We start from the raw sequence: 24,425 nt of genomic DNA, 5'->3' as shown, positions 1-24,425 counted from the left end.
TGTTAATTGTTAGTTGTTAGTCGTTGATGACTCATAACCATTTAACCGTTGTAGGGGCGCAAGGCTGCTGCGACCCTACCAGTCAATTCTTTATCAAACATCTGTCACATTCTTTTTTTTTCAAACTGGTACAAGTTTTCAGCCATCAATAATCAGTGACAAATGACTGGTCACTGGTCAGGTGGTCACTGGTCACTGGTCAGGTGGTCACTGTCAAAAAGCGCCCTCTTCTAAATTTTTAGATTTTGCCTTTGCTTTATTAGCACTGCGCTTGAGAGAAGAAAGCCTTGCTTCAAATTTCGACCGTTGACGTTTGCTAGGAGTGGTATCAATTAAAGTTTTTAAAGCACTACCCAAGCTTTTATAGGCGTTGGGAAGGGTATAGCCAAAACGAGTTGCTAAAGCAATAGCCTTCTCATCAGCTTCTACTAATTCTCTTAATTGTTTCTCACCATTATTTTTTTGGTATAGCCGCCAGCCCGAAACTCCGCATAAAGCCAAAGCCAGTACTAACAGCAAGCCATCTTGAACCCATAGTTCGCCAACAGCACCACCCAAACCAATTGCAAGGGCTGCCATTTCCCAACCATCTTTGGGAATAGTATCATTTTGAATGCGAGCGACTTCATGCCAGAATAACAGGTTGCGCTGATCCATTGCCAGTGCATCCCATTTAGCCAGGTCAATTTGAATTTCCACCTGGTCTTTACCAATTTCTTCAGAACGGATTAGGGGTGGATTCACTTCAGTGGTGCCTTCAACCGTAACCCAGCTCTGCAGTTCTGGCGGTAACAAGCCTTTTAACCGCCTGAGTTCGCTCATTTCTGCTCTAGCAGTAGAGGTTGCATAAGATGTCATATTATCAAGCTCTGGAAAACTTCAGTATATAGAGAGTATCACTTTGGAGTATAGCGATTTCATAAGCTTATCGGCTCAGTCGTTAGGAAAACTTCCACGTCTTTTCCGAGCTTCCATTGCCTTTTCTAAAACATCTAGCAATCCTGGAGCTTGTTCTTGAATGCTTAGTAAAATTCTCTCTCCAAGTTCTAAGTTCCCCGGATCTTGACCTGTTTCCATAACCTCTATCAACCTGGGTACGGCGACAGTATCGACCAGCTGGATTAATCCGTGTAAACAACGGTTAAATTGCTTTTCTGTCAAAATTGAGTCTTCTAAAGGGAACTCAATAATGGCACGAATTTCACCGTCTGATGGGTCGTATTCCCATTGTAACATTTTCGTTTCCCAAGAAATGGAAAGCATTGTTTGCAGTATGGCGGCTTTGTAGGGATGCTCTTGGATTCCCGATAGCACTTGGGGCGCAAACAGACGGAAGAACCTGCCTTCTTCATCGAGTTGAACAACAATGAGAAAGTCCTCTAAGTTATCACTCTCCACTCCTGTAATAATACGGTCGTCTTCTTCATCAATCCGATATTCCCAACCAAGGTTATCTAGATACTTGGCGATTTGTTGCAGATTTGCTGCCATAAATGCCTCATAAGTTCATTGGAGCCTGCGTTACCAGACCTAGTTTAACCTGCCACGGTCAAGACGTAGAATGCTATTGTTACCTTCTGTTTTATTGACTCCTGTTCTCTACGCACAAGTATTTGTCAAATAAATGACACTAAAATGACAGAAACCCGCCTTTGCGATCGCCGAGTGTTGCCAAAAGCTCTTTTTTGGGCTTATACCTTCTACCAAAATCATACTAAGTTGCGTTATAATCTGGAATGTACAAAAAATATCATAAAAATATACATAAAAATCACAATCAGTGCAATTAACTGTATAATCAAAAAATTCAGTAAGTTTTACTAATCTTAAGTAAGAATTGGCTATTACTCCCTTTGGGCTCTAAAATTCCACTCACTTTGTAGGGTGGGCACTGCCCAGCAACGGCGGATGGTGAGCAGTGCCCACCCTACCTGTAAAGGTAGTCTTCTGGCACCGAAGGGAGTAGTATCTCGAAGTTTAATCTATTCGTTCTTAAAAAAATCTGGAATCAAGAGTAGCCAACGAGAAGTAAAACTTGTATATCCAGAAAGATTTCAGCCTAGTTGCAGGGTGGTACGATTATAGAAATCGCAGTTTCAATTGCGAGGGGAGCGTTGCATGGCTTGGGAAGAACTCGCGTCAGTTTACGAGCAACTACATCAATGTGCGTTTCAAATTGAGGACATTGCCAAAGTCAAGGAGCGTCAACGTATTGCTCGCGACCTACATGATTCATTGGGACACGCACTGACAGCCCTCAATATTCAGTTGCAAACTGCTCTCAAGCTTTGGAAGCTCGACCCTGCTAAAGCAGAATGTTTTCTCTTACAAGCTCAACGGCTTGGCACAACTGCTATGAAGGAGGTGCGCCAGTCCGTTTGTTCTTTACGAGCAACAGCAAAGGTAGACCAGCCTCTAGAACCACTCATTGAATCTTTAGTCGAAGATTTTCGGCAAGTCAGTGACGTGTCAATCTTGACTTGCATAAACCTGTCTGCTGTTTTACCTTGTGAGGCAAATACCACGCTCTACCGAGTTGTGCAAGAATCTCTGACCAACATTCGCAAGCACGCAGCAGCGACGGCCGTGGAAATTAAGATTAACGCCATTCCACATGGAGTGCAGCTTGTAGTTACTGACAATGGCAAAGGGTTTAAAACCGATACCTCATCAAAGGGATTCGGACTTCAGGGGATGGCAGAACGGGTAGCAGCATTGGGAGGTCGGTTTGATATCTACACAGAGCCGGAAAAGGGCTGCCAGATTTGCGTAGAGTTACCTTTGCAACAGCAGGCTTCAGTACAGAAGTCTCTAAATTTTGCCGCCAATGTCTCTCCTTTGAAATCAGCAGAGTCTACAAAGCATTTGGTTTTTTCTGGCAAGCAATCGTTACAAAACATTGAAACAAAACCAAACAAATGCAGCCAAATAGGGGTAGATTTACCCTTACAACAGCAGATCTCTATACAAAACTCGTTAGATTATGCTGCTGATGACACGAATATAACTGTATTAAAGTCTGTAAAGCGCTTGGTTCTCAGTAGCGATCGCTCGGTGCAGTTAGAAGAGATTTTAACAGAATACATTGGACCTATTGCCCCTATCTTGCTACAAAAAGCAACAGAACAGATACCAAGTTGTCAAGAACTCGTTACAAAACTATTGTTTTACGTTCCCAATCGGCAACGAATCGAGTTTGAGCAGCGATTATCGTTTCTTTTTGACTCATCCTCTAGCCCAGAGGAAACAAATCAAGGAGATTGGGGAAAACAGCAGAGATCTCAAGTCAAGGAAAGTTCCCCTTCCTCTTTACCCAATACCCTTTACCCCAATTTTTCTAAGAATTCTAAACTACCTCGAAGTCAGCTCGACATCGAAGCGGATCGAGAATTGGACGGCGAGATTGGGATTGAGCAGCCATTACAACAGCAAGCTTTGGTACAAGAGCCACTAGATTTTGCAGCAAATGTCTCTACCTTAGAAGTAGCAAAGCCAATAGAGCGCTTGGTTCTCTCTAGCGAGCAATTGTTGCGGTTAGAAAAAATTTTGGCAGAGTATATTGGAATAACAATTGCCCCAATGCTGTTGCAAGAAGTCATAGAACAGGCGTTGAGTTGTCAAGAACTCGTTGCAGAACTGTTGCTTTATGCTTGTGCTTCACAACGAACCGAGTTCGAGCAGCAGTTGTCGTTTCTTTTTGACTCATCCCCTAGCCTAGAGGAAACAACTCAAGAGCGCTTTTCTGACTTTAGTTCTCAAACCGTTGATGAGAGTTTCATTCGTCAGTGCGAGGAAACACTGATTGATTTGATAGGACCGTTTGCTCCGTTGCTCATTAAGGAAACACTTAAGTCTTCACCTGGAATTTCCCACTCGGAACTGGTAGAAGCCATAGCAACAAAAATTCCCGATGCTCGACTGGTTGTCAAATTTCGACAAGCATTGAGCGATCGCCCTGACACCGACGAAACAAACCAAGAACTCTTATCTTACATTCCTGCTGTTTCACAAACTGAGTTTGAGAAGCGAGTTGCGTTTCTGTTTGACCCACCCTCTAGTGAAGTAAAAACAATTAGGAAACGTATACCGAACTCGAGCGGTCATTGCATTGACGAGAGTTTTCTGCACCAATGCGAGCAACAACTTACAGATTTGGTAGGACCTTTTGCTCCATTGCTGATTGAGGAAACGCTTGAGTCTTTGCCTGGAATTTCGCGATCGGAACTGGTAGAAACAGTAGCCGCAAAAATTCCCGATGCTCAGGTGGCTGCCGAATTTCAACAGCGGATGGATTTCTAGGTTGGTGAGATTCGGTGATTTCCTTTAAGAAGTTACCGAATCTTGCAGCTCTGTGATGTTACCTAGTGGTAGCTACGCCTCCAAATGCTGTGCGACAGTGTGTAGTAACATGAGTTCGACTAGAGGTGGACAAGATGATTCGTCTGTTACTGGTAGATGACCAAAGTTTAGTGCGCGACGGGATCAAAGCTATGCTTAGCTTAGAGCCAGATTTGCAGGTTGTAGGTACGGCTGACAATGGAAAAACTGCGATCGAGCAAACAGAGGCACTGCAACCAGATGTGGTATTGATGGATGTGCGGATGCCAATTATGGATGGTAAGGATGCTACGCGACTGATCGCTCAGCGCTTTCCAAAAGTTAAAGTCATCGTTCTAAGTACCTTTGATGATGATGAATACATTACCGAGTCGATACGGGCTGGTGCGAAGGGTTATTTGCTCAAAGATATGTTATCTGAAGAATTGGCAGAGTCAATTCGGTTTGTCCATCGCGGTTACTCACAGTTAGCCCCCGGACTACTGGAAAAGTTGGTAACTCAAAGTCCGGATTCAGCCTCCAAGCGTAGCGAAACCACTCCAACTGTTCTGGCTGAGTTAACTGCTAGGGAGCGAGATGTGTTGCGCTTAATTGGCAGGGGTGCCACCAATCGCGAGATTGCTCAGCAGCTTATTATTTCCGAAGGCACGGTGAAAACTTACGTTACCAACTTGTTTAATCGTTTGAATTTGAAGAACCGATCGCAGCTAGCGATTTATGCTAATTCCGTAATCTGGAATGAAAGTTAGGATAAACCTTGACGAAAGTTTTAGGAAAATCTACTTATTCGCTAACTTTAGTCAGATAGAATTTATCTACTTGTTGAAGTAGGAGTCAAGACATTTTTCAGATGTTTATTAATAGTTAAATCTTTACGATGGAATGTGTAAAGTGGTTGTAAATCTATTTTTATCAAAACTAGATTATGTTTGTTCGCGATATCAATAACTGCAAACAGCCTTTGTTGACTTTACAAAGGACAAAAGAAGCGTCAGAGTACAAAGTGCAAAAGCTTCTTGCTAAATTAAGTTATATGAACGAGCAATTGTATCGTGAGAAAGCTCTGCGTTTGCGGGCGGAGGCGGAACTAGAAAAATCTCTTTCGTTTAAAAACAAAGAGCCATTTGTCTCTATGGTTTGTCATGAATTCCGTTCTTCACTGAACGTTATCTCCTTCTCCACTAGTTTACTTAAACGTCATGTTCACAATTGGAGTGAGGAGAAAAAATTACAGTATTTCCAGCGCCTTCAAACAACAGTCAACGAACTTGGTCAACTGATGGATGAAGTTTTAATGATTGAGAGAGCAGAAGCAGGAAAGCTAGAGTTCGATCCAAAACCGCTCGATCTTATTCAATTCTGCCACGATCTATTGGCTCAAATAAATTTAAGCGAAAGCAGCCAGCATACAATCACTTTTGTCAGCCAAGGGAATTGCAAAGCAGTTTGTATAGATAAAAAATTATTGCAGCCTATTCTCACAAATTTATTATCGAATGCGCTCAAGTACTCCCCAAAGGGTAGTACGGTTGATATGATACTGTCCCGCCAAGATGAACAAGTCATTTTCCAGATAAAAGATAGGGGAATTGGCATTCCAAAAACAGATCGACAACTGCTGTTTGAGCCATTTCATCGAGGTGAGAATGTCGGCGACATACCAGGTAATGGACTGGGGCTAGCAATTGTCAAAAAGTTTGTGGATGTACATGGTGGTGAAATTATCGTGGAAAGTGAAGTAGGCGTTGGTACCATGTTTACGATCGCATTGCCACTATAGCAACCAGTAACAATGACTAAGTATCTAGGCGTAAACAAATATAACTATGCTGACAGTCATTTGTCCTTAGTCCTTAGTCCTTAGTCCAGAACAAATGACAAATGACAAATGACAAATGGCAAATGACAGAGGAAAACTATGACAAAAGTTTTAGTGATTGAAGATGAGACAGAAAGTCGAAATATCTTTCTAGAATGCCTTGAGGCGGAAGGATTCGATACGATCGGTGCAGAAAACGGTCTTGTTGGCGTTGAGAAAGCACAAGAACATTTGCCTGATTTAATTATTTGTGATGTTGTAATGCCGCAATTAGATGGTTATGGAGTTCTCTCCTCTTTACGCCAAAACCAGGGAACAGCATTGATTCCCTTTATTTTTCTCACTGCTAAAAGTACCACGGATGAGATTCGTCAAGGTATGAAGTTGGGAGCTGATGACTATCTTACCAAACCTACGACGGCAGAGGAATTATTGGGAGCGATCGCCACGCGACTGGAAAAACAAGCAACTATTAGGGAGTGGTACGCTGCTCGATCGCCACAAGTTACACCACCACCTCCTGCTGACACTGCTCCATCAGCAAACACTCAGCCAACCTCTCCTGCGAACCCTCTGTTGAACGAGGTTTTCGACTTTATCGAAGCCAATTATCACCAATCAATTAACTTAAGTGACGTAGCCCAAGTAGTTGGTTACGCCCCAGCTTACTTAACCGACTTAATGCGACGCCAGACAGGAAAGACAGTGCATCAATGGATTGTAGAGCATCGGATGACAAAGGCATGCTCGTTGCTTTTGGAAACCAAGCAGTCAGTGGAGCAAATTGCTGAAGCAGTGGGCTATCAATATGTAGGGTGTTTCTTTCGCCAGTTTCGCATCAGCTTCGGAACAACTCCTCAAGTTTGGCGCAACGCACAGCGGAATTAAGACCTGAGACTTTTCAGCAAGCTAAACTTAGAGGTCATTTATAAAGTCAATCTTAAATCGCCAAACATAATATGTTACGTAGGTTGGGTTGAGGAACGAAACCCAACATTCCCAACATTGTATATGTTCGTCATCTTATCTGACGACAATTGTTTGTGCCCCTTTGTGCTTAAATACGATAGTGATGACCGAGTTACAAGGGACAAGCGATCGGGTGTTGACTGCAAAACTAAAAATCCCCTCTTTTTCCCCAACTTCAAGGGGATAAAAGGGGAAGAGGCTGTTTCCAGTAGCCTTTGTTCAAGTAGCCGTGCCTTTAGGAGACATCGGGTAGTGACTTGTAGGACAGCTTATCAACTCCTGAGTAAACTAGGGCTAGGCTCTGGTTAGACTTAGCTATAACCTTCCTTTGCTGAGTACGTTTCAGAAGTAGACCAGCAATCAAAACGCTGACACACAGCAAAGCAGGGGCTGCGGAAGGTTCGGGGATAGTAGTTGGTTTGCCTTGCACACCTAGTGCTAGAATGGCTCTATCAGCCCGAATTAAACCATAGCCATATCTAGAATCAAACTCTGGCAAAGGGCTTTCAGCCGTATTTCTCAAAGCGTCGTAGATCTCTGTGGGCGTCGCGTTTGGATTTGCTTGTAGTAGCAGAGCCGCAACTGCTGCTGTATATGGAGCCGATACCGAAGTACCCAAGAATCTGAAGAAGCGGGGATCGTCATAAAGACCAGCGCCTCCACCTAAGTTGAAGGAAATTGGTAGCGCGTCCGGAGCCACAACATCCGGTTTTAGGGAACCTGGGTCACCTTCTGAAGAGAATGGTTCTATTTGTCCCTGCTCTACAACAACATCGAAAAATTGATTTGAGTAGGATTGGGCATTCCCGTAGTACACTGCTCCGACAGTTAGCGCATTTGGGTTATTTGAGTGTCCATATATTGGGATATCGGGACGATTACCAGCGGAAGTGAAATAAGAAATCCCTTGATTGAATACTGCGTCAATCGCTAGGTTAATAGGTCCGTCCGGAGGCTCCAAATCTAGTTGGTCTAAAAGTTCATTCGGATTTTCGGGAGGGTATAAATAACCGAAATCATCCACTATGATGTTTGCCCCTACAGCAGATAGAGCCTGAATGCCCTGACCAAACACATCCACGGTGTCCCTACTTGTATAAAACGCCAACTTAGCCCCAGGGGCCACAGCATGGATGATCTGCGATAGAGCACGACCCTCATCAATGGCATTAGGACCAGAGTAATCTTTTAGCACATTAACGCCAGAGGGGAGGTAGCCATTAGCAATATTGGTTACATAGGTATCCGGATTACCAAAGGCGTCAACGGTCTCTGCTGTAGCAAAGCTATCAGATATTACACCGATGGTGATTCCAGTACCGTCTAAACCATAAAGATCCCGCAAAACATCAACCCCTGTAGCTTTTGCGGCTGCTTCGATAGGCAAGGTAAATGTTGCTGCTTGAACTTTGGCAACGAAGTTTCCTAGTATAGAAATCGTTGCAATGACTCCTGACGTAACAATTCCTTGGAGGAATCTCAAATCTCTCATGACTTTTAATAACCTTCTCAAGATTTACTCTTGTTAGAGCAAGTTGAACTTAAATATACATTGACTGGTAGACTAAGAGCGTACCTGCGTTATACCATTGCGTTGTGAATTGTTTCGCTTTCTAGTCCTTTGTTAGAAGAAGCGTATTAGGACAGAATATAGCGCTTTTCACTTGAATCCAATACAGTTCTTGTGGGGCGGGCAAGATGCCCGCCTAAAACGGGCGGGCCGCCCGTTCCACAAGACTATTATTCATGTATTGCAGCCAACTGAAAACCGCTATATCTAAGCAGACAAGGTGGTGGAATAAGAGCGCAATTTGTGTATATAAAAGCTTACAAGACATCAAACCCGGTTTCAGTAGATACTTAATCACCTAAATAACGGAATTTTATCTCAAAAACCTGGTTTATATTGCACTTCATGCGATGTTCGAAAGGCAACGCGAGTATGCGATCGCAGAACTACAAGATTTCATCGCACTGCGTCCAGATGCACGAGCTTGTAAGGAAAGCGTTGGTGGTTAAATTTATCAAGGTTACTTGTGTAATAAAATTCAAACAATTCTAGAGCACCGGTTCAGTGAAAGGAGTTGACAAAAGAACCGTAATATAAAGACTGCATTGGCAAAGCATTCGGACTGAAAATATGAATGCATTCGAGTAGCGTCCCCAAAGGAGAATCACCAAATATGATTTCCCAAATATTTCGCTTAAAATGGGTTTTTATTAAAACTCACAAGATAGTCTCTTTGTCAACAGGTAGTAATCAACCGGCGCTCTGGATGTATCGCGAGGGTCAATAACGGGTTGGAAGCAGGCTTATGAGGAAAATGGAATTGCTTAGACTTAAGCTAACTTGTTGGCGTTGCGACCACAGACTGCAGACCAAAGAATCTTGCCACAGACAGCAGACCAAAGAACACCACCATCTACTGATTCGAGAGCTTCATCTGATAATTCGCTTTGCGGAATCTGCTCAGTTAGCTCTTGCTGAAATTCCGACTTGGTATCCATAGCTTCAGAGATGACTTTTTTGAGTTCGTCTTGCATTGTTCTGTCTCCTATTTTCTAATTTGTTGGTGTCAATCTAACCTTGACAATAACCAGAATATCGGCACAAAAGCTAAACCGTCAATTTCAATTCTTTAGGAAGAGAATCTAAAAAATTAGAAGTCATAATACAAGACAATTTAAAGCGGCTTAAATAATTCCCAGTATGAGCGAAAGAAATTGAATTGTGACTCAGAAGTTGCATCTTATAAACTCAAAATATAAAGATCGGTAGAAAAAACTTTCTGAACTTAATTAAAAGTAGGATACAAATAAATGAAAGTTTCACAGCAAGATTTACTAAAAATAGTTGAGCAAGCCAGTACACTAGGTGAAAGATTGGGCAATGACTTTGTTCTGGATGAAGCTGAAGACAATGATAAGTTGACTATGTTCCGCTTAAAAATTTGGTGTCAGGTTGTTACACAAGGGAATCCAGAAAAGTTAGCCAAACGCCTTATCTGGGACAATTTGGATGTGGGCACTATGGTTAGGGTTCTCGGCGCTGTCCGCCTTGCTGATGGACAACAACTCCCTTTTTGGACAGAAACTTTGCAGAAAGCTTTGCAAACTGACTGGAAAACAGCTTATGAGAGTACCTATCGTTGTTTGGAAACCGAAAAGCCAATTCCCTTTGAAGAAGTTTATCTGCCCTTCGTTCACGTAGCGTGGCAAAAACTTACTGTACAAGTCAATGCTGGCTTACAATTGCTTTCCGAAGCAGCCCACCTATATCTGAAACGTCAACTGCTATTGAAGTTAGCGTCTCTTTGCGCTCAATCTCTAGAGTTTGAATTTTCACAATTTAAAACAGTGAAGCACTCCGCTTCCATGTCTTTACCAGAACAACACGATAGCCATTCTAGTGTGCACTACCAAACCTTTGTCAAAGATTTGATGACAGGAGAACTATTGCCTTTTTTCCAGAAGTATAGCGTCCTAGCACGGCTCGTGGCGATCGCAATGGATTTCTGGGTAGAGGAAAAAGCGGAATTTCTTCAACGGTTAGCATTAAACTTGTTAACCATCCAGCAGACATTTCATAACGAAACAGGTCAGGTTGTTGAAATTCAAGGAAATTTCTCCGACTCTCATAATCAAGGACGCTCCGTCATGGCTTTGACCTTTGCCTCCGGATTGAAGTTGGTATACAAACCTAGAGGCTTAGCTTTGGAAAGTGCCTATTTTCATTTACTCACCTGGTGTAATCAACATTTTGTAGAGATGCATACAACGTCTCTACACCCGTTCAAGATACTGAAAGTTATTGACTGCACCACCCACGGTTGGATGGAGTATGTAGAGCATTTGCCCTGTGAAAATGAAGCAGCTGCACAGCGATACTACCAACGTGCCGGAATGGTTCTATGTCTACTCTACGTGCTGCAAGGGAATGATTGCCATGAAGAAAATCTGATTGCCAGTGGAGAACATCCGGTGCTAGTAGACCTGGAAACCCTTGTGCATCCTCGTGCTCGTGAAGTTAACTCTACAGAGGAAGTAGGAGCGCAATTTTTAGTGAATCAGCAATTTTTCCAGGATTCTGTGCTACGGACTGGATTATTGCCGAGGTGGGAATTTGGCGCGGATGGAGGAACATCTCACGATATTAGTGGTTTAGGGGGAGCTGGCGGGGAAATCCCTTTTCGTATGCAAAAGTGGCAGAACATTAACACTGACAATATGGCATTGGAGTATGAGCCTGGTATCATGCTACCCTCTGCCAATATACCTTTGCTTAATGGCATCGTCCTATCATCCCATGATTATGTTAATGAAATCGTAGATGGTTTTCGACAGATGTATCAGTTCTTGGCACAGAGGCGAGAAGAACTCCTGGCAACTGATAGTCCAATAACTGCCCTGGCGCATCAGAAAGTTCGGTTTTTATTTCGCAATACCCAAGTCTACGGTCATGTTTTGGGTAAAACCCTTCACCCGAAGTTCCTACAACATGGTGTAGACCGCAGTATTGAACTGGATATCCTAAGTCGGGCATTTTTAGCAGAGGATAAGAAACCTCTTATTTGGTCAATACTTGGGGTGGAACTACAAGCAATGGAACAAATGGATATTCCCTATTTCATTGCTGACTCCAGCAGTGATGCTCTGACACTCAATTCAGACTTAATTGTTAAGGGATATTTTAGAGAACCCAGCTACAACCGGATGATTTCTTGTCTACAGCAGCTAAATGATACAGATTTGGCTCAACAAATCGGAATTATTCGGGGTTCTTTTTACTCGCGGAGCGCTCGTGGAATGACTAGTAGCCTACCCACTAAGCGTGCTAGTGCTAGTCTAAATTTGGGTGTAATGGCTCCCTTAACATCAGCACAACTGGTGCAAGAAGCAGTAGAGATTGCAAAGGAATTGCAACAACGAGCAATTTACGCCGCCAACGGTAGCACTACCTGGATTGGCATGGGATATCTCCCTAAGGCAGAGCGGATACAACTTCAGCCTTTGGGATATGGTTTATATGACGGTGTTTGTGGAGTCTCTCTATTTTTAGCGGCATTGGCAAAAGTAACTGGTGATGTGGGATTTCGAGATTTAGCACTGAGTGCCCTGCAAGACCTAAGAAAAACTTTACAGCATTCAGACCCGAACGAGCAGCGAAGAATTATCAAGCAAATTGGTCTTGGTGGAGCTTCTGGAGTAGGGTCTATAGTTTATACCTTGGTACGAGTTAGTCAATTTCTGGATGAACCGGAGCTTTTAGATATTGCCAGTCTTGCAGCCTCATTAATCACTCAGGAAAGCATTGCAAGCGATCGCTCTTTCGACACAATAGCAGGAGCAGCAGGGGCAATACTAGGGTTACTAACTTTGTACCAAGCGCATACCAATCCAGTTATCTTAGACCAAGCTCAAGCCTTGGGTTACCACCTGCTCAATAACCGTACCACCAGTGAGACTGGATTTAGAGCTTGGGCTACCCTAGAAGGCAAGTTAGCGACGGGATTTTCTCATGGTGCGGCGGGCATTGCTTACTCCTTACTGCGATTGTACAAAACCACGCAAGATCCCGTTTTTCTAGAAGCAGCAGAGGAAGCGATCGCCTACGAACGCAGCGTTTTCTCAGCCACTAACGGCAACTGGCCCGATGTGCGAAATTTTTCCCTTAACAAGAGCAAACCATCTTTTATGACAAGTTGGTGTCATGGTGCTCCTGGTATCGGTTTAGCCCGTTTGGGGAGTCTGATGATTCTTGATACAGCAGAAATTCGCCAAGAAATTGCAGTTGCCATCAACACGACTCAGCAATTTGGTTTACACAATATTGACCATCTTTGTTGCGGTAACTTTGGCAGGATGGAAGTTTTATTAGTGGGAGCTTGCAAACTGTCGCGTCCAGACCTTTGGAATACTGTTCAAAAACAGGTGGCTTGGGTTGTCGCAAGGGCAAAGCAAGTTGGTAGTTTTTCTCTATTTTCCGAACTTCCCGCAGATGTTTACAACCCTGGTTTCTTTCAAGGTAGTGCTGGAATCGGTTATGAACTTCTGAGGCTAGCATATCCGGAATCTCTTCCTTCTGTGTTGTTGTGGGAGTAAATAGCGTGTAGAGATGTAGCATCCTACGTCTCTACATAGGTCATCATGCCGGCAGATCGTCTTATCTAAACCGTATTGGGTCTTATGTACAAAGTCCAATCGAAAAAATTGCGAGTCTGACCGAAACGTTGCGTATTGCGATTGCTGGTTACTTTCCCCATACTACTACTATGAATTACTGGCTCAAAACTCAATCTTATCCCGTCCGCTTTTTGCTTTACTTAGAATGGGGGTTACTAACGATCGCGATCGCTGCTATTTCCCTCGAACTTATATTATTGCCACAAATATGGCAGTATAAGGTATTCGACTTGCTCATGCTTGCTGTATTTGTATTACTTGGTGTCACCTTACCTAGTGGTAAATTTGCTACTAAAATGCTGTACGTTGGCATACAGTTCAGTCTGGTTTTGGCATGGCTAGCTTTAAGCGGATCGCTATGGCTGTTATCAGTTCTGTTACTAATCCTCATGATTCGCAGTTGCTTCCTGTTACCATTACCGGGGCGCTGGGTAGTGGCGGGGTCAGCTTTTGCAATGGTGTTGCTTGCAAGAATGCAACAGCTTTACAGCACTCACAAACCTACTTTGTTTAACCAGTTACCACAATATTGGATAAGCCAGTGGAGTGATATTTTTTGGTTTGGAATTGTACTGTTATTACTAATACAGTTAATGCAGTACGTACTAGTGGTGCAACAGATGCAACAGCAACTAGCGCGAGAGCAACAACGATGGCAACAATATACCCAACAACAGGAAGAACTCACTGCACTCCAAGCACGACACCATGTCGCTTGTGAAAGCTATGATGCATTAGGGCATGCTTTAGCTGCCATCAACATTCAGTTACAAAGTGCCCTAAAATTCTGGTCTATTGACCCCAGTCAAGCGCAAGAGTTTTTGGCACAAGCCCAATGGCTAGGAGTTACCACCATGCAGGAAATTCGCAATTCTATGCGTGGGCTACGCATCCACACGATACCGCCACAGGTGGAACTGCCTTACGAACAGAAAGACCAAGGTATCCCTTAAGCTTTATTCAGAATTTTCAAGGCTTGCTGTAAAATCTGACCGTTAATTTAAATCTAGGTAGAGTTGGGTAAACGTAGATATTCTACGCTTACTCGACTTTCTAGACCTAGATACAGCAACGGTTACTGTATCATTTCCCGTTGGATTTTCACCAACCTCGAATAGCTCCAATTGGATTGGATTGAGCAAAAGTCCATCCCCACCTACAGAGTAAATAGGGTGACAATTGCTCGTAACCACTCGTGTCCTGTTAAGACGGGCATTAAAATATTGATGTCTCGGAATCAACTTAAGACTCTTTGACACTTTACCCCAGTGCGACCAAACGTGCTTCACCGTATTTACCTTGGTGTAGGCGGACTTGGAAGGAAGTAAAGGATGTTTATTTGGAATTCTTTCTGAAAATCTCCGACCACGACGCGCTATTACAAACGCCGCCGAAGATGACGAATTCATGCCATAAAGGGACATGAATTTCATCATCCCTACTAGGCTGCTATAGGCAGGCTCAACTTTCTTGTGATAAATACCGTATTTTTGGCAAGCATTATCTAGCGCATCATTCCATTGAGAATAGGCAAAAGAAGACAGCATCCTCGCGTATTTCTTACCTTTTTCTCGTAACTGCGCCTTCTTGCCAGAAAAGTCTAATTTCTCAGACGCTAGAGGGAAATTATATTGCTTAGCCTTAAGAATAATGAAGGTGGCAGCATCACTAAGAATAGATCCACGTTGATTGGAACTCTTAGAATGAAGGTCGATTTTATAATCACCAAAATCCAGTAAATTACCCTGAGCATCGCATACAGCCCACCCAATAGAGTCCGCATTCAAATCAACGCCAACATATCCAGAAAGGTACTCTGATATGATGTCGGGCAGGTTAATGTTTGTAGTCGCTGCAACGTACCAGCACTCATTTTTCCAATAAAAACGAAGAGTTACAGCACTGTATCCTTCATTCCACTTGGAAGTTCCATTTTTGGTTTTTACTTGATAACAGCGTGGTGAGATTACCTCAATTATCTCGTGCCTACCGTGCTTAAAGTTCAGCCCATCAATCCGAATATATTGACCACCCAGCCTTTCTTCTAAGGCGTAAGGAGTACGAATGGAAAGAACAAACTTGTCACTGCTCTCAACATAGTCAAACTGCGCTGATTGGTTGCCAAAGGACTCATCTTTACTGCCAACAAGCATAAAACTATTGGCGTCAGGCAAGGTATAATTAGGCTTGACTGACTTGAGATGTTTAAGCTGATTTTCTAATAAGTTTAACCTCCGCTTCTTTTGATGTAAGCCAAACTTAGCATCTTGGATCTGTGTTGTCTGGCGCTGTTTCGCTTTGATATTACAAGCTTTCTTAATTTTTAGCTTTATAGCTGAAAAGCCTTTCTTAGAACGCTTTGATTTTTCTTTTTTCTGCTGAAGTGCAAAATCTTTAATCTGCTTTTCACGTTTTCTGATGTCAGATTTAATTGATTTAATCTGACCTTCTAGTACTTTGATATGGTTGGCTCTGTTCTCATCAATATTCGATACAATTGCTTGCACCTCTGTGTAAATAGAGTTAGCCCACCGCTTGTTGATATTAAACTTAGCCTGTAATTGCTTATTACATTCAAGCTTACCTTTTCCCGCAAGAATCAATTCAAGGCAGTAGTGACGAGCCGAGTCAACCAAGTTAGAAAGAGCAAACAACTCTCCCCAGTGCCAAAATTCTATTTGGTCTGTATAAGTTTTAGTTGACTCTGCCACGTTTATCACCTCCTGTGCCATGTTTTATCTGTATAATCTATATTATAAGTCTCTAAATTGAGACTTTCAACTATTAATTAAGAACTAAATAAAAAATGCCTACACCTGAATGGAGACAAAGAAACGCGCACAAAAACCGACAGTATTCCGCAAAGTACAATGAAAACAACACGGTTGTTACTGTCGTTCTTAAGCCGTGGGTTGTTGAAGAAGTGAACAAAATCAAAGACCCATCCGAGTCGTATGGAGGATGGGTTAGGAAACAGATCGAAGCTTGGGCAGAAAAGCTGCATACTTGATGCGGAGTAATCTTTAGGCAGTCAAACAGTCAATATCTATGCATAAAAGCAGTTTTGCATAGATATGCCAAGATATTAGCAAACAGCAGTTAACCCTTTCGACTTTTATCTTAAATAATTTTACCTATTCACTCGACTTTCGTCAGAGGAATTTTGTCTATTGCGTCGATTTGGGATTCAAGACGTTTTTCAGATGTTTGATTCAGCTTAAATCTCTATGATGACTACAGTGACTTAAACACTAAAAAAGTTGTGTCAAATTTATATTCTACTAGCAGTCAAAGTGAAGAAGAAATAGTCATGAAATTTTATCTAATAGAAACTGTCACTAACTTTGACATTGGTAGGTGACTCTCATGTGGATAAAACCTAGAAAAGCAATGTTGCGCCATTCTAAACTGACTACCAAATTTACCTTACTCCTTTCGCTCGTTTTTATAGGCGCTATCTTAATAAGTAGTTTGGCTTTATCAAAGGCACTCGAGCAAAGATCTGAAAATGAAATAAACTATAGAGGGCAGATTCTCATGCAAATGATAAATTCAGTCAGAGAATATACTGCTAACAATATAACGACTCTGTTAACACCTAACCTAGAAAATCAACAAAATTTTATTCCTGAAACAATACCAAGTTTTGCAGTTAGAGAGGTATTTGAGAATCTACGGAAAAACAAAGAATATAAAGATTACTATTATAAAGATGCCACACTTAACCCAACAAGTTTACGCGATAAAGCTGATGAATTTGAAACAAATATTATAGAAATTTTTCGCAATGAACCAAAGCTGCAAATCTTATCAGGTTTTCGATCTCTATATGGAGAAAAAGTGTTTTATAGTGCTCGCCCTTTTGCTATAAAAGATTCAAGCTGTCTTCGCTGCCACAGCACTCCGGAAGTAGCGCCCAAAAGTCATTTAGAAACTTATGGAAAAGAGAATGGTTTTGGATGGAAGCTCAATGAAATTGTTGCTACTCAAGTTGTTTATTTTCCTGTCAGTGAAGTTTTTGATAGAGCTTACCAGGCTTTTTCCTTGTTTATCTCAATTTTTATTGGTGTTTTTACCCTGGTCATTTTTATGTTTAATCATTTGCTAAAGCGGAACGTTATCGCTCCCCTCAAACCAATGGCGCAATTGGCTCAAAAAATTAGCAATAACACATTTGTTTACGATCGCTTTGAAGAATTTGAATTCAAAAGCTTGGTTGCGATCGCTAAGCGCACTGACGAGTTAGGACACTTAGGACATATCTTCCTAAGAATGGTTTGTGAAGTCTACGATCGCGAACAACGCATGCAACAACAGATGCGCGAACTTAGTGTTAAGATTGACGAAGCTAAGAAAGCTCGTGAAGTGTCTGAAATTGTAGACGCAGAATACTTCCAGAATTTAAGCGCACAGGCAAAAGATTTTAGAAATAAATGGGTAGAATCCAATAAAGGAAAGGGAGTGGTGAGTGGTGAGTAGGGAGTAGGGAATGTTCTTTTTTTCAGATTTTTTTGTAGGATTTTTCCTTTCCTCCTCTTCGTAAACTATTAAATATTTGGGAATACATTATGTCTAAAATTGTGTCAGTTCATTCATTCCGTGGTGGAACAGGCAAATCGAACGTAACTGCTAATTTAGCAACTATTCTTGCTCGCTCTGGTAAACGAGTTGGCATAGTCGATACCGACATTCAGTCGCCTGGAATCCACGTCCTTTTCGGTCTTAATGAGGAAAAGATAGGCTACACTCTGAATGATTATCTTTGGGGACGCTGTGCCATTGAAAATGCTGCCTACGATGTCACGCCAATTCTCAAAATGAGTCACAAAGGTACTGCGATAAGGGGTAGTATTTATCTAATTCCCGCTAGCATTAAGACTGGCGAAATATCTCGAATACTGCGTGAAGGATATGACGCACGCCTACTCAATGACAGCTTCCGCGATCTCAGCCGCCGTTTTAAACTGGATTACTTATTCATTGATACTCACCCTGGTATTAACGAAGAAACTCTGCTTTCGATTATCATTTCCCATGTCCTAGTTATTATCCTGCGCCCAGACCACCAAGACTACCAGGGTACTGCTGTCGCTGTAGATGTTGCTCGCAAGTTAGAGGTGCCTAAAATGCTGCTAGTGGTCAATAAGGCACTGCCAACTCTCAACTTTCAAGCTTTGTCGCAACAGATGCAAAGAAGTTACAAGACGACCGTAGCTAGCATCCTACCCGTTTGTGAAGAGATGTTTCAACTGGGTAGCAGCGATGTTTTTTGTCTGCGCTACCCGAATCATCCCTGGACTCAAGGTGTGAGTGCGATCGCAAAGCAAATTCTATTTGATAATGACGTGAGTTCGACGAACTTGACAACAGCAGGAGGTTGGTTCAACAGGGGAAGATAAAATCCAACTCTTGTGCAGACTCGTAAAGTAGGGTGGGCAATGCCCACCATTTCGATGTTGGTGGGCATTGCCCACCCTACTGTTACAACTTGTGTGGAGCAGGCAAGATGCCTGCTCATAACGGGCGGGACGCCCGTTCCACAAGACAATTATTCATGTATTTCCACAAGACAATTATTCATGTATTGCAGTCAACTAAAAATCTCTATATCAAAGCATTTGCCGAGCCACGAGCTGAGCAAATAACCCCTGTTGATTTGTTAGTTGCTCAAAACTACCCTGCTGTACAACCCTACCGTTTTGAAGTACATAAATACGGTTTGCATTACGGATTGTGCTGAATCGGTGAGCGATCGCAATTCGGGTCACCTGTAGCCGCTCTAAACTTTGACTGACAATAGCCTGCGTTCTGTTATCTAAAGCACTAGTCGCTTCGTCAAACAGCAAAATCCGGGGTTTTAACACCAGTGCGCGAGCAATTAACAGTCGTTGTCGTTGCCCTCCAGAGAGGTTAGTACCCCCCTCACTGACTACAGTATGCATACCCATCGGCATAGCTTCGATATCATCCGCCAAGCCTGAGGCTCGGGCTGCTTCCCAAGCTTCATCCATAGTCACCAGCGCACCACTAGCAATGTTCTCGAAGATGGAACCTGACATCATTCGGCTATTTTGCATCACAACACCTAATTGTCGGCGCATTGCATTGACATCCAGCCCAGTTAAGTCTTGTCCATCGTAGTAAATGGTGCCAGATTCTGGAAAGTCAAACCCCAGTAGTAACCGGAACAGGGTAGATTTACCGCTTCCAGAAGGTCCTACGATCGCAATAAACTCTCCCGGCTCAGCTCGAATACTCACATCATCTAATGTTAAGGGTCCATCATCCCCATAGCGAAAAACCACATGGTCTACAATCACTCTACCTGATAACTTGCCTGGATCGCTTTTGCTGGAATTTAATTCTGGTGTGGCTAAGAGAATTGGCTGAGCCCGATTCCACAAAGGTAAGACTTCTAAAACGTCTACAACCGTGCTACTTAAACTAGTTGCTCCATTAATAAAAGTGCCATAAGCAGCGTTGAATGCCAGGAAAGTGCCAGTAGATAAGGCTCCTCCATTTGGTTGCTGTCCAGATGTTGCATTTAACGTCTGAACAGCAAACCAAAAAAGGACGGCATTCGTTAAAGGTGGCAGCACCTTATTGGTGACGGTGAGAAAGTCTTCAATACCCTGTGTACTCAGCATCAGTTTTAGCTGTTGGCTATACTGTTTACCCCAGTAGGCAAAAGCCCGTGCTTCGGCTCCAGCGACTCGGAGTTTAGCAACTCCATCGATCAACTGCACCATGACACCAGATATCTCCCCCTCTATCTCTAACAAGGGACGAACTTTATGAAGGGTGAGAATGCCAGAGACGATAGTGACGACAATATTCACAACAGCGACAACACAGGCTATCAAAGCTAATGAAACATTGTAGTAAAATAGCAACCCTAAATTTAGCAATGAAAAAAGACTGGAGAAAATGGTTTTCAAAACAGTGCTACTCAGTTTCTCACGGATTTGACTGACAGCATTGACCCGAGAATTTAAATCGCCAATTGAGTACTGACGAAAAAAGGACGCCCTCAGATTCAACAGTCGATCCCATACCGCCGCTTGGGTAGAAGCGTCCGCAAAAGTTTCTAACCTGATAATGGCGAACCCTTGAGTCAGTTGAAAAATCGTACTCCCAAAGGCAGCAGCTAGCAAACCCAAACCGATTTGCATCAACAATTCCTGCTTAGCATCCGGGATTGCATTGTCGATAAGGATGGCGGTGGCTGTTGGGGTGAGCATTCCCAGTAGGGTAGTGGCAATTCCAGTGAACAAGATGACAATAAGTTCTTTTGCGTGACCTTGCAATGCGAACCTCAACAAATCCCAAGTTTTGAGTTTTTTATTGGGCAGAGGGCGGTAAAATACGTAGGCATTTGGAACTAGCTTGGAGGTAGTACGGGTATTCACAGGGGTGCGGGTCTGCTCCACTGGATCGAAAATCTGATAACGGTTGTCAGCTACTGGTAACAGGGCAACCGGATGATTGTCTTCCATAGTGTAGGTAAGCATTGGACCAGAGTCCTTTTTCCACCACCGATCGGTTAATGCAATCCGACGCATCCGTATTTGCGAAGCGCGGGCGATCGCTTCTAGAGGGTCTTGAACTCGTTTGATGTCTTCTGACTTAGCAGGGGGACGAATTGTAACTCCCAAAGCTCGCCCCACTGCACCAGCAGCAATGAGTAGAGCTTGGTCTGGGTCGTCAGTTGGTGTCACCACTGGGTAAAAGACGGTTTTTTTCTGTTGCAGTACGGATGACAGTTCTCCTAATGTCTCCTGCATCACCTGATAATTGAGACGTTCCTTTTCCTGAAATCTACGTAATTCTGCTGACATCTCCTGCTGTTCCAACAGCTTAATGTAGTCGAGGAAATAAGTTGCAAGCAGAGCCAAACTGTCTGCTAAGGTATCCGCATCCTGAATTACAGAGATGTTCTCACTGGATAGCTCAACTTCGTCTGTAGCCTGCAACCACATCTTTGAATCTAAGGGCAACATTCCGGATAAAGGCAAAAGCGGCAGTTCCTCAAAACCCATCAAGTTGACACACCCTTGCTGGATTTGCACCCACGTTACAGTGTCATGTTGAGGCTGGAAAATATCGCCACTACCTAAAGAAAAGTAGTTGATGCCTTCAGGTTGCACTGGAATTGTAGGTGCGGTAACGTCGGATAGTACCGAGCTGAGTCGATGAATCCAGTTCTCTACGAAAGTTATTGCTTGGCGATCGCCGTTAACAATCCATTTGCTAAAATCTTCTATTGGCACCCTAATGAGTTCTGTTTCCTCCATAGACACTGCTAAAATTTGGCGCACCTCGTCTTGAGAACTTGGTACTGTTGAGAACATCGCTTCATTGGCTCCTACACTAAATAAATAACGACGGGAACCTTCTGCAATGCCATGTTTGACCTCGATGGTAAAGAGTGCTAAAGAACCAGATTTCACAACCCAAATTGTCTGGTGGTCATCTAGCAAGATTGGTTCATTACCCTTAAAAAGATATTGCTCCTGCGCTATTCCAAACTTAATTTGCTCGACCATGAATCGCTTTGCTCCAATTCAAAACTAACAATTTCTTTTCTAACTTTTGATACAAATAAGACTTACGTATAGCCCCCCTTTTTAAGGCTACAGTGTACACACAAGTTTCCTGAAGTGCCTTCTGCAGTTTCGATCCCCCCTAGCCCACGCCAGTCGCTGTGAGTTCGGGCTGACCCTCCTGCAGCGCTGGCTCCCCTTAAAAAGGGGGGAAATCTTCAAAGTCCCCCTTTTTAAGGGGGATTTAGGGGGATCTCAATGTGTTACTCCAATAACGATCTAGAGATATGTGTACACCGTAGTTGCAAAGGGAGGGAACTTGATTTTCAGTTTCCTCCTGACAAATTCACTTTCTCCCCAAACCTAAAGTGCTTCTCCTTCGCTGCGAATCAATTGCAAGTACGCACCCTCGATCTGCTTTAATTCTTCATGAGTTCCTCGTTGAACTACCTTTCCCCGTTCCAGGACAATAATTTCATCACAATCCCTGATGGTACTAAGTCGATGCGCGACAATAATGCAAGTGCAACCTCGCTGGCGGAGTTTGCGGTCAATGATTTTTTCCGTCTCGGTATCAAGGGCGCTGGTGGCTTCATCCATCACTAGGATGGGGGGATTGTTTACCAAAGCTCGGGCAATTTCCAGGCGCTGTCGCTGACCTCCGCTCAAATTGGTAGCGCCTTCTAGGAGGTAAGTATTGTAGCCTCTTGGCATTGAGAGCACAACATCATGAATCGCTGCGTCTTGACAAGCCCGCATAATGTAATTGTCAGGTACAGTGGTATCCCATAACGTTAAATTGTCCTTAACACTGCCAGCAAACAGAAAAATATCCTGCTCCACTAAAGCAATAGAATTTGCAAGTACCTGGCGTGGAATTTGCCCTCTTAGTTTACCGTCGAAGCAAATGTCTCCTTCCCAAGGTTCATAAAGCCCACACACTAGTTTGGCAACAGTGGACTTGCCAGAACCGCTTCCCCCCACCAAAGCAACTCGCTGTCCCGGTTTGAGCGAGAGATTAAAGTTTTCAATCAAGGGCGGGGCAACACGGTTATAGCCAAAAGTAACATTCCTTAACTCGACATAACCTTGTAATTTAGGCGATAGGGCATTGGGCATTGGGTATTGGGCATTGGGCTTTCCCCCTTGTTCCAATTGCGAATCTATGGGGTTGCGTAAGACATCATCTAAACGGTTCAAATCGCCCTCTACTTCTTGGAGGTCGCTTCCAAGAGTAACGAGATCGTTGACAGGCTGTAAAAACGCTTGCATCAGGCTCTGAAAAGCCACTAGCATTCCAATGCTTAAATATCCATCTATTACCCGGAGGCCACCCACAACCAAAAGTAGCATGGAAGAAACTGTGGAAAGGAAAGACGGCAGCACTCCTAAAGTTTGGTTTGTCACATCCATTTCTTGCTTGGCATTAATTGACTTAGCATAATAGCCTGCCCATCGGGAGAAGAAATCTGACTCCAAGCCGGATGCCTTGAGTGTTTCTATACTCTGAAGACCAGAAATCGTCACTCCAGCAACTTTTCCTTCATCCTGCTGTAATCTCATATTTGCGTCTACTCGCCACCTTCTTACCCATTGCAAAGCAAGGAGATTTACAGTGACAAAAGCTATGCCAATTGAGGTTAATACCGCGTCATACTGCAGCATGACTGCTCCATAAAAAACGACTGTTACCCCTGCAATAACCGTAGTCGCTAACTTACCCGAGAGAATGTCAGCTAATTTGTCATTCAGGTGGACGCGGTTGCTAATTTCCCCAGCAAAGCGTTGATCGTAAAAACCGACAGGTAGACGTAGAATGTGCCATAGGAACTGACTGGACATCCCCACAGACAGCTTAATTTTCATGTGACGTAAAGACTGCAACTGTAGTAGTGTCAAAAATCCCATAAGCCCTGCTACAAGAACGATCCCCAAAATCAGCGGTCGCAACCAGTCGTCTCTGCCCTCAATCAAAACATTGTCTACAAAAACCTGAGAGAATGTTGGTATTGCCAATCCGGGAATCACAAGCAAAAATCCTGCGAGCACGGAGTAGGCAAGCGCCCCTCTAGACCTTTGCAGCCTTTGCCATAGAGCCAGGAGCGTATTGGGTTTGCGACCCCCTTTTTTAAACCCCGGACCAGGCTCGAGAACCAACACGACACCAGTGTAGGCATCACTGAATTCTTGCAAAGAGACAGTACGCACTCCGGCGGCTGGGTCATTTAGATAAACTCGCTCCCTGCCAAATCCCTCTACCACCAAATAATGGTTGAAGTTCCAAAACACAATATAAGGACATTGCAGTTTTTGTAGGGCTTCCAAGTCTATTTTAAAACCTTTTGCCTTTAGACCATAACTTCTAGCAGCGTTAAGGATATTAGAAGCTTTGCTTCCGTCTCGCGAGACTCCGCAATCTTGACGGAGTTTTGAGAGCGCAACAATTCGACCGTAATAACCCAAAATAATACCTAAAGCAGCAGCACCACATTCTACTGCCTCCATTTGTAAAAGAGTGGGTGTACGACGCCGGATGCGCTTACGCCAAAGAAATAGATTTCGTAGAAACATAA

General features: G+C 43.3%; 16 protein-coding genes and 1 pseudogene. 10 read left to right on the top strand and 7 right to left on the bottom strand.

The window, feature by feature from the left end:
• Window positions 1-213: 213 nt before the first annotated feature.
• Both ACKTT2_RS40120 and ACKTT2_RS40115 read right to left on the bottom strand, forming a co-directional pair.
• Complete coding sequence (locus ACKTT2_RS40120) at window positions 214-858, bottom strand: DUF3318 domain-containing protein (RefSeq protein ID WP_407896991.1); 645 nt, start codon at window positions 856-858, stop codon at window positions 214-216.
• Between the two features lie 75 nt (window positions 859-933).
• Window positions 934-1,491, bottom strand: a complete 558-nt coding sequence (locus ACKTT2_RS40115) for a type III secretion system chaperone family protein (RefSeq protein ID WP_407896989.1) — start codon at window positions 1,489-1,491, stop codon at window positions 934-936.
• A gap of 627 nt (window positions 1,492-2,118) precedes the next feature.
• On the opposite strand from ACKTT2_RS40115, the gene ACKTT2_RS40110 reads away from it, so the two are divergent.
• From ACKTT2_RS40110 to ACKTT2_RS40095, 4 genes are all read left to right on the top strand, one after another.
• Window positions 2,119-4,299: a sensor histidine kinase gene (locus tag ACKTT2_RS40110; RefSeq protein WP_407896986.1), complete on the top strand. Its 2,181-nt coding sequence runs from the start codon at window positions 2,119-2,121 to the stop codon at window positions 4,297-4,299.
• Between the two features lie 134 nt (window positions 4,300-4,433).
• The gene (locus tag ACKTT2_RS40105; RefSeq protein ID WP_407896984.1) at window positions 4,434-5,087 is read left to right on the top strand and encodes a response regulator; all 654 of its coding nucleotides are present in this window, start codon (window positions 4,434-4,436) and stop codon (window positions 5,085-5,087) included.
• Window positions 5,088-5,263: 176 nt separating this feature from the next.
• Entirely contained in the window at window positions 5,264-6,118 is an 855-nt protein-coding gene (locus ACKTT2_RS40100; protein ID WP_407896982.1) for a sensor histidine kinase, read from the top strand.
• Between the two features lie 138 nt (window positions 6,119-6,256).
• A complete protein-coding gene (locus ACKTT2_RS40095) occupies window positions 6,257-7,045 on the top strand; it encodes a response regulator transcription factor (RefSeq protein ID WP_407896980.1) in 789 nt (262 codons plus the stop codon).
• A 316-nt stretch (window positions 7,046-7,361) separates the two neighbouring features.
• Here the strand turns inward: ACKTT2_RS40095 and ACKTT2_RS40090 are convergent, their stop codons facing one another.
• Window positions 7,362-8,618: a S8 family peptidase gene (locus tag ACKTT2_RS40090; protein ID WP_407896978.1), complete on the bottom strand. Its 1,257-nt coding sequence runs from the start codon at window positions 8,616-8,618 to the stop codon at window positions 7,362-7,364.
• A 452-nt stretch (window positions 8,619-9,070) separates the two neighbouring features.
• On the opposite strand from ACKTT2_RS40090, the pseudogene ACKTT2_RS40085 reads away from it, so the two are divergent.
• Window positions 9,071-9,190 (top strand): annotated as a pseudogene (locus ACKTT2_RS40085) (IS630 family transposase); the annotation flags it as partial.
• 276 nt (window positions 9,191-9,466) lie between these two features.
• Here the strand turns inward: ACKTT2_RS40085 and ACKTT2_RS40080 are convergent.
• Window positions 9,467-9,670: a bacteriocin class II family protein gene (locus tag ACKTT2_RS40080; RefSeq protein ID WP_407896976.1), complete on the bottom strand. Its 204-nt coding sequence runs from the start codon at window positions 9,668-9,670 to the stop codon at window positions 9,467-9,469.
• Window positions 9,671-9,946: 276 nt separating this feature from the next.
• Between ACKTT2_RS40080 and ACKTT2_RS40075 the strand changes: the two genes are divergently transcribed.
• Window positions 9,947-13,228, top strand: a complete 3,282-nt coding sequence (locus tag ACKTT2_RS40075; protein ID WP_407896974.1) for a type 2 lanthipeptide synthetase LanM family protein — start codon at window positions 9,947-9,949, stop codon at window positions 13,226-13,228.
• A 170-nt stretch (window positions 13,229-13,398) separates the two neighbouring features.
• On the top strand, window positions 13,399-14,262 hold the full coding sequence (locus ACKTT2_RS40070; RefSeq protein ID WP_407896972.1) for a histidine kinase: 864 nt from the start codon (window positions 13,399-13,401) through the stop codon (window positions 14,260-14,262).
• A gap of 42 nt (window positions 14,263-14,304) precedes the next feature.
• Here ACKTT2_RS40070 and ACKTT2_RS40065 read toward each other — a convergent pair whose 3' ends face one another.
• Complete coding sequence (locus ACKTT2_RS40065; RefSeq protein ID WP_407896970.1) at window positions 14,305-16,020, bottom strand: hypothetical protein; 1,716 nt, start codon at window positions 16,018-16,020, stop codon at window positions 14,305-14,307.
• Between the two features lie 95 nt (window positions 16,021-16,115).
• Between ACKTT2_RS40065 and ACKTT2_RS40060 the strand changes: the two genes are divergently transcribed.
• The 3 genes from ACKTT2_RS40060 (at window position 16,116) to ACKTT2_RS40050 (ending at window position 18,708) form a co-directional block, all read left to right on the top strand.
• Entirely contained in the window at window positions 16,116-16,319 is a 204-nt protein-coding gene (locus ACKTT2_RS40060; protein ID WP_407896968.1) for a hypothetical protein, read from the top strand.
• Between the two features lie 356 nt (window positions 16,320-16,675).
• A complete protein-coding gene (locus ACKTT2_RS40055; protein ID WP_407896966.1) occupies window positions 16,676-17,788 on the top strand; it encodes a c-type heme family protein in 1,113 nt (370 codons plus the stop codon).
• Window positions 17,789-17,877: 89 nt separating this feature from the next.
• The gene (locus tag ACKTT2_RS40050) at window positions 17,878-18,708 is read left to right on the top strand and encodes a MinD/ParA family ATP-binding protein (protein WP_407896964.1); all 831 of its coding nucleotides are present in this window, start codon (window positions 17,878-17,880) and stop codon (window positions 18,706-18,708) included.
• A gap of 210 nt (window positions 18,709-18,918) precedes the next feature.
• On the opposite strand, the gene ACKTT2_RS40045 is transcribed toward ACKTT2_RS40050, so the two are convergent.
• Together ACKTT2_RS40045 and ACKTT2_RS40040 are read right to left on the bottom strand one after the other, a co-directional pair.
• Window positions 18,919-21,855 (bottom strand): NHLP bacteriocin export ABC transporter permease/ATPase subunit, encoded by a 2,937-nt coding sequence (locus tag ACKTT2_RS40045; protein ID WP_407896962.1) that lies wholly within the window; start codon window positions 21,853-21,855, stop codon window positions 18,919-18,921.
• Between the two features lie 360 nt (window positions 21,856-22,215).
• Window positions 22,216-24,423, bottom strand: coding sequence for an NHLP family bacteriocin export ABC transporter peptidase/permease/ATPase subunit (locus tag ACKTT2_RS40040; protein WP_407896960.1), 2,208 nt, complete (start codon window positions 24,421-24,423; stop codon window positions 22,216-22,218).
• Window positions 24,424-24,425 lie beyond the last annotated feature (2 nt).

This window comes from Scytonema hankhaensis NUACC26, assembly GCF_045865695.1.
GTDB lineage: Bacteria > Cyanobacteriota > Cyanobacteriia > Cyanobacteriales > Nostocaceae > Scytonema.
Note: the sequence above shows the minus strand (reverse complement) of the source record. Positions and strands in the feature narration are given on the sequence as shown.

Bases quoted from the DNA above. Each gene is read 5' to 3' on its own strand.
- ACKTT2_RS40120 (WP_407896991.1), bottom strand. From the start codon at position 858: ATGACATCTTATGCAACCTCTACTGCTAGAGCAGAAATGAGCGAACTC.
- ACKTT2_RS40115 (WP_407896989.1), bottom strand. From the start codon at position 1,491: ATGGCAGCAAATCTGCAACAAATCGCCAAGTATCTAGATAACCTTGGT.
- ACKTT2_RS40110 (WP_407896986.1), top strand. From the start codon at position 2,119: ATGGCTTGGGAAGAACTCGCGTCAGTTTACGAGCAACTACATCAATGT.
- ACKTT2_RS40105 (WP_407896984.1), top strand. From the start codon at position 4,434: ATGATTCGTCTGTTACTGGTAGATGACCAAAGTTTAGTGCGCGACGGG.
- ACKTT2_RS40100 (WP_407896982.1), top strand. From the start codon at position 5,264: ATGTTTGTTCGCGATATCAATAACTGCAAACAGCCTTTGTTGACTTTA.
- ACKTT2_RS40095 (WP_407896980.1), top strand. From the start codon at position 6,257: ATGACAAAAGTTTTAGTGATTGAAGATGAGACAGAAAGTCGAAATATC.
- ACKTT2_RS40090 (WP_407896978.1), bottom strand. From the start codon at position 8,618: ATGAGAGATTTGAGATTCCTCCAAGGAATTGTTACGTCAGGAGTCATT.
- ACKTT2_RS40080 (WP_407896976.1), bottom strand. From the start codon at position 9,670: ATGCAAGACGAACTCAAAAAAGTCATCTCTGAAGCTATGGATACCAAG.
- ACKTT2_RS40075 (WP_407896974.1), top strand. From the start codon at position 9,947: ATGAAAGTTTCACAGCAAGATTTACTAAAAATAGTTGAGCAAGCCAGT.
- ACKTT2_RS40070 (WP_407896972.1), top strand. From the start codon at position 13,399: ATGAATTACTGGCTCAAAACTCAATCTTATCCCGTCCGCTTTTTGCTT.
- ACKTT2_RS40060 (WP_407896968.1), top strand. From the start codon at position 16,116: ATGCCTACACCTGAATGGAGACAAAGAAACGCGCACAAAAACCGACAG.
- ACKTT2_RS40055 (WP_407896966.1), top strand. From the start codon at position 16,676: ATGTGGATAAAACCTAGAAAAGCAATGTTGCGCCATTCTAAACTGACT.
- ACKTT2_RS40050 (WP_407896964.1), top strand. From the start codon at position 17,878: ATGTCTAAAATTGTGTCAGTTCATTCATTCCGTGGTGGAACAGGCAAA.
- ACKTT2_RS40045 (WP_407896962.1), bottom strand. From the start codon at position 21,855: ATGGTCGAGCAAATTAAGTTTGGAATAGCGCAGGAGCAATATCTTTTT.
- ACKTT2_RS40040 (WP_407896960.1), bottom strand. From the start codon at position 24,423: ATGTTTCTACGAAATCTATTTCTTTGGCGTAAGCGCATCCGGCGTCGT.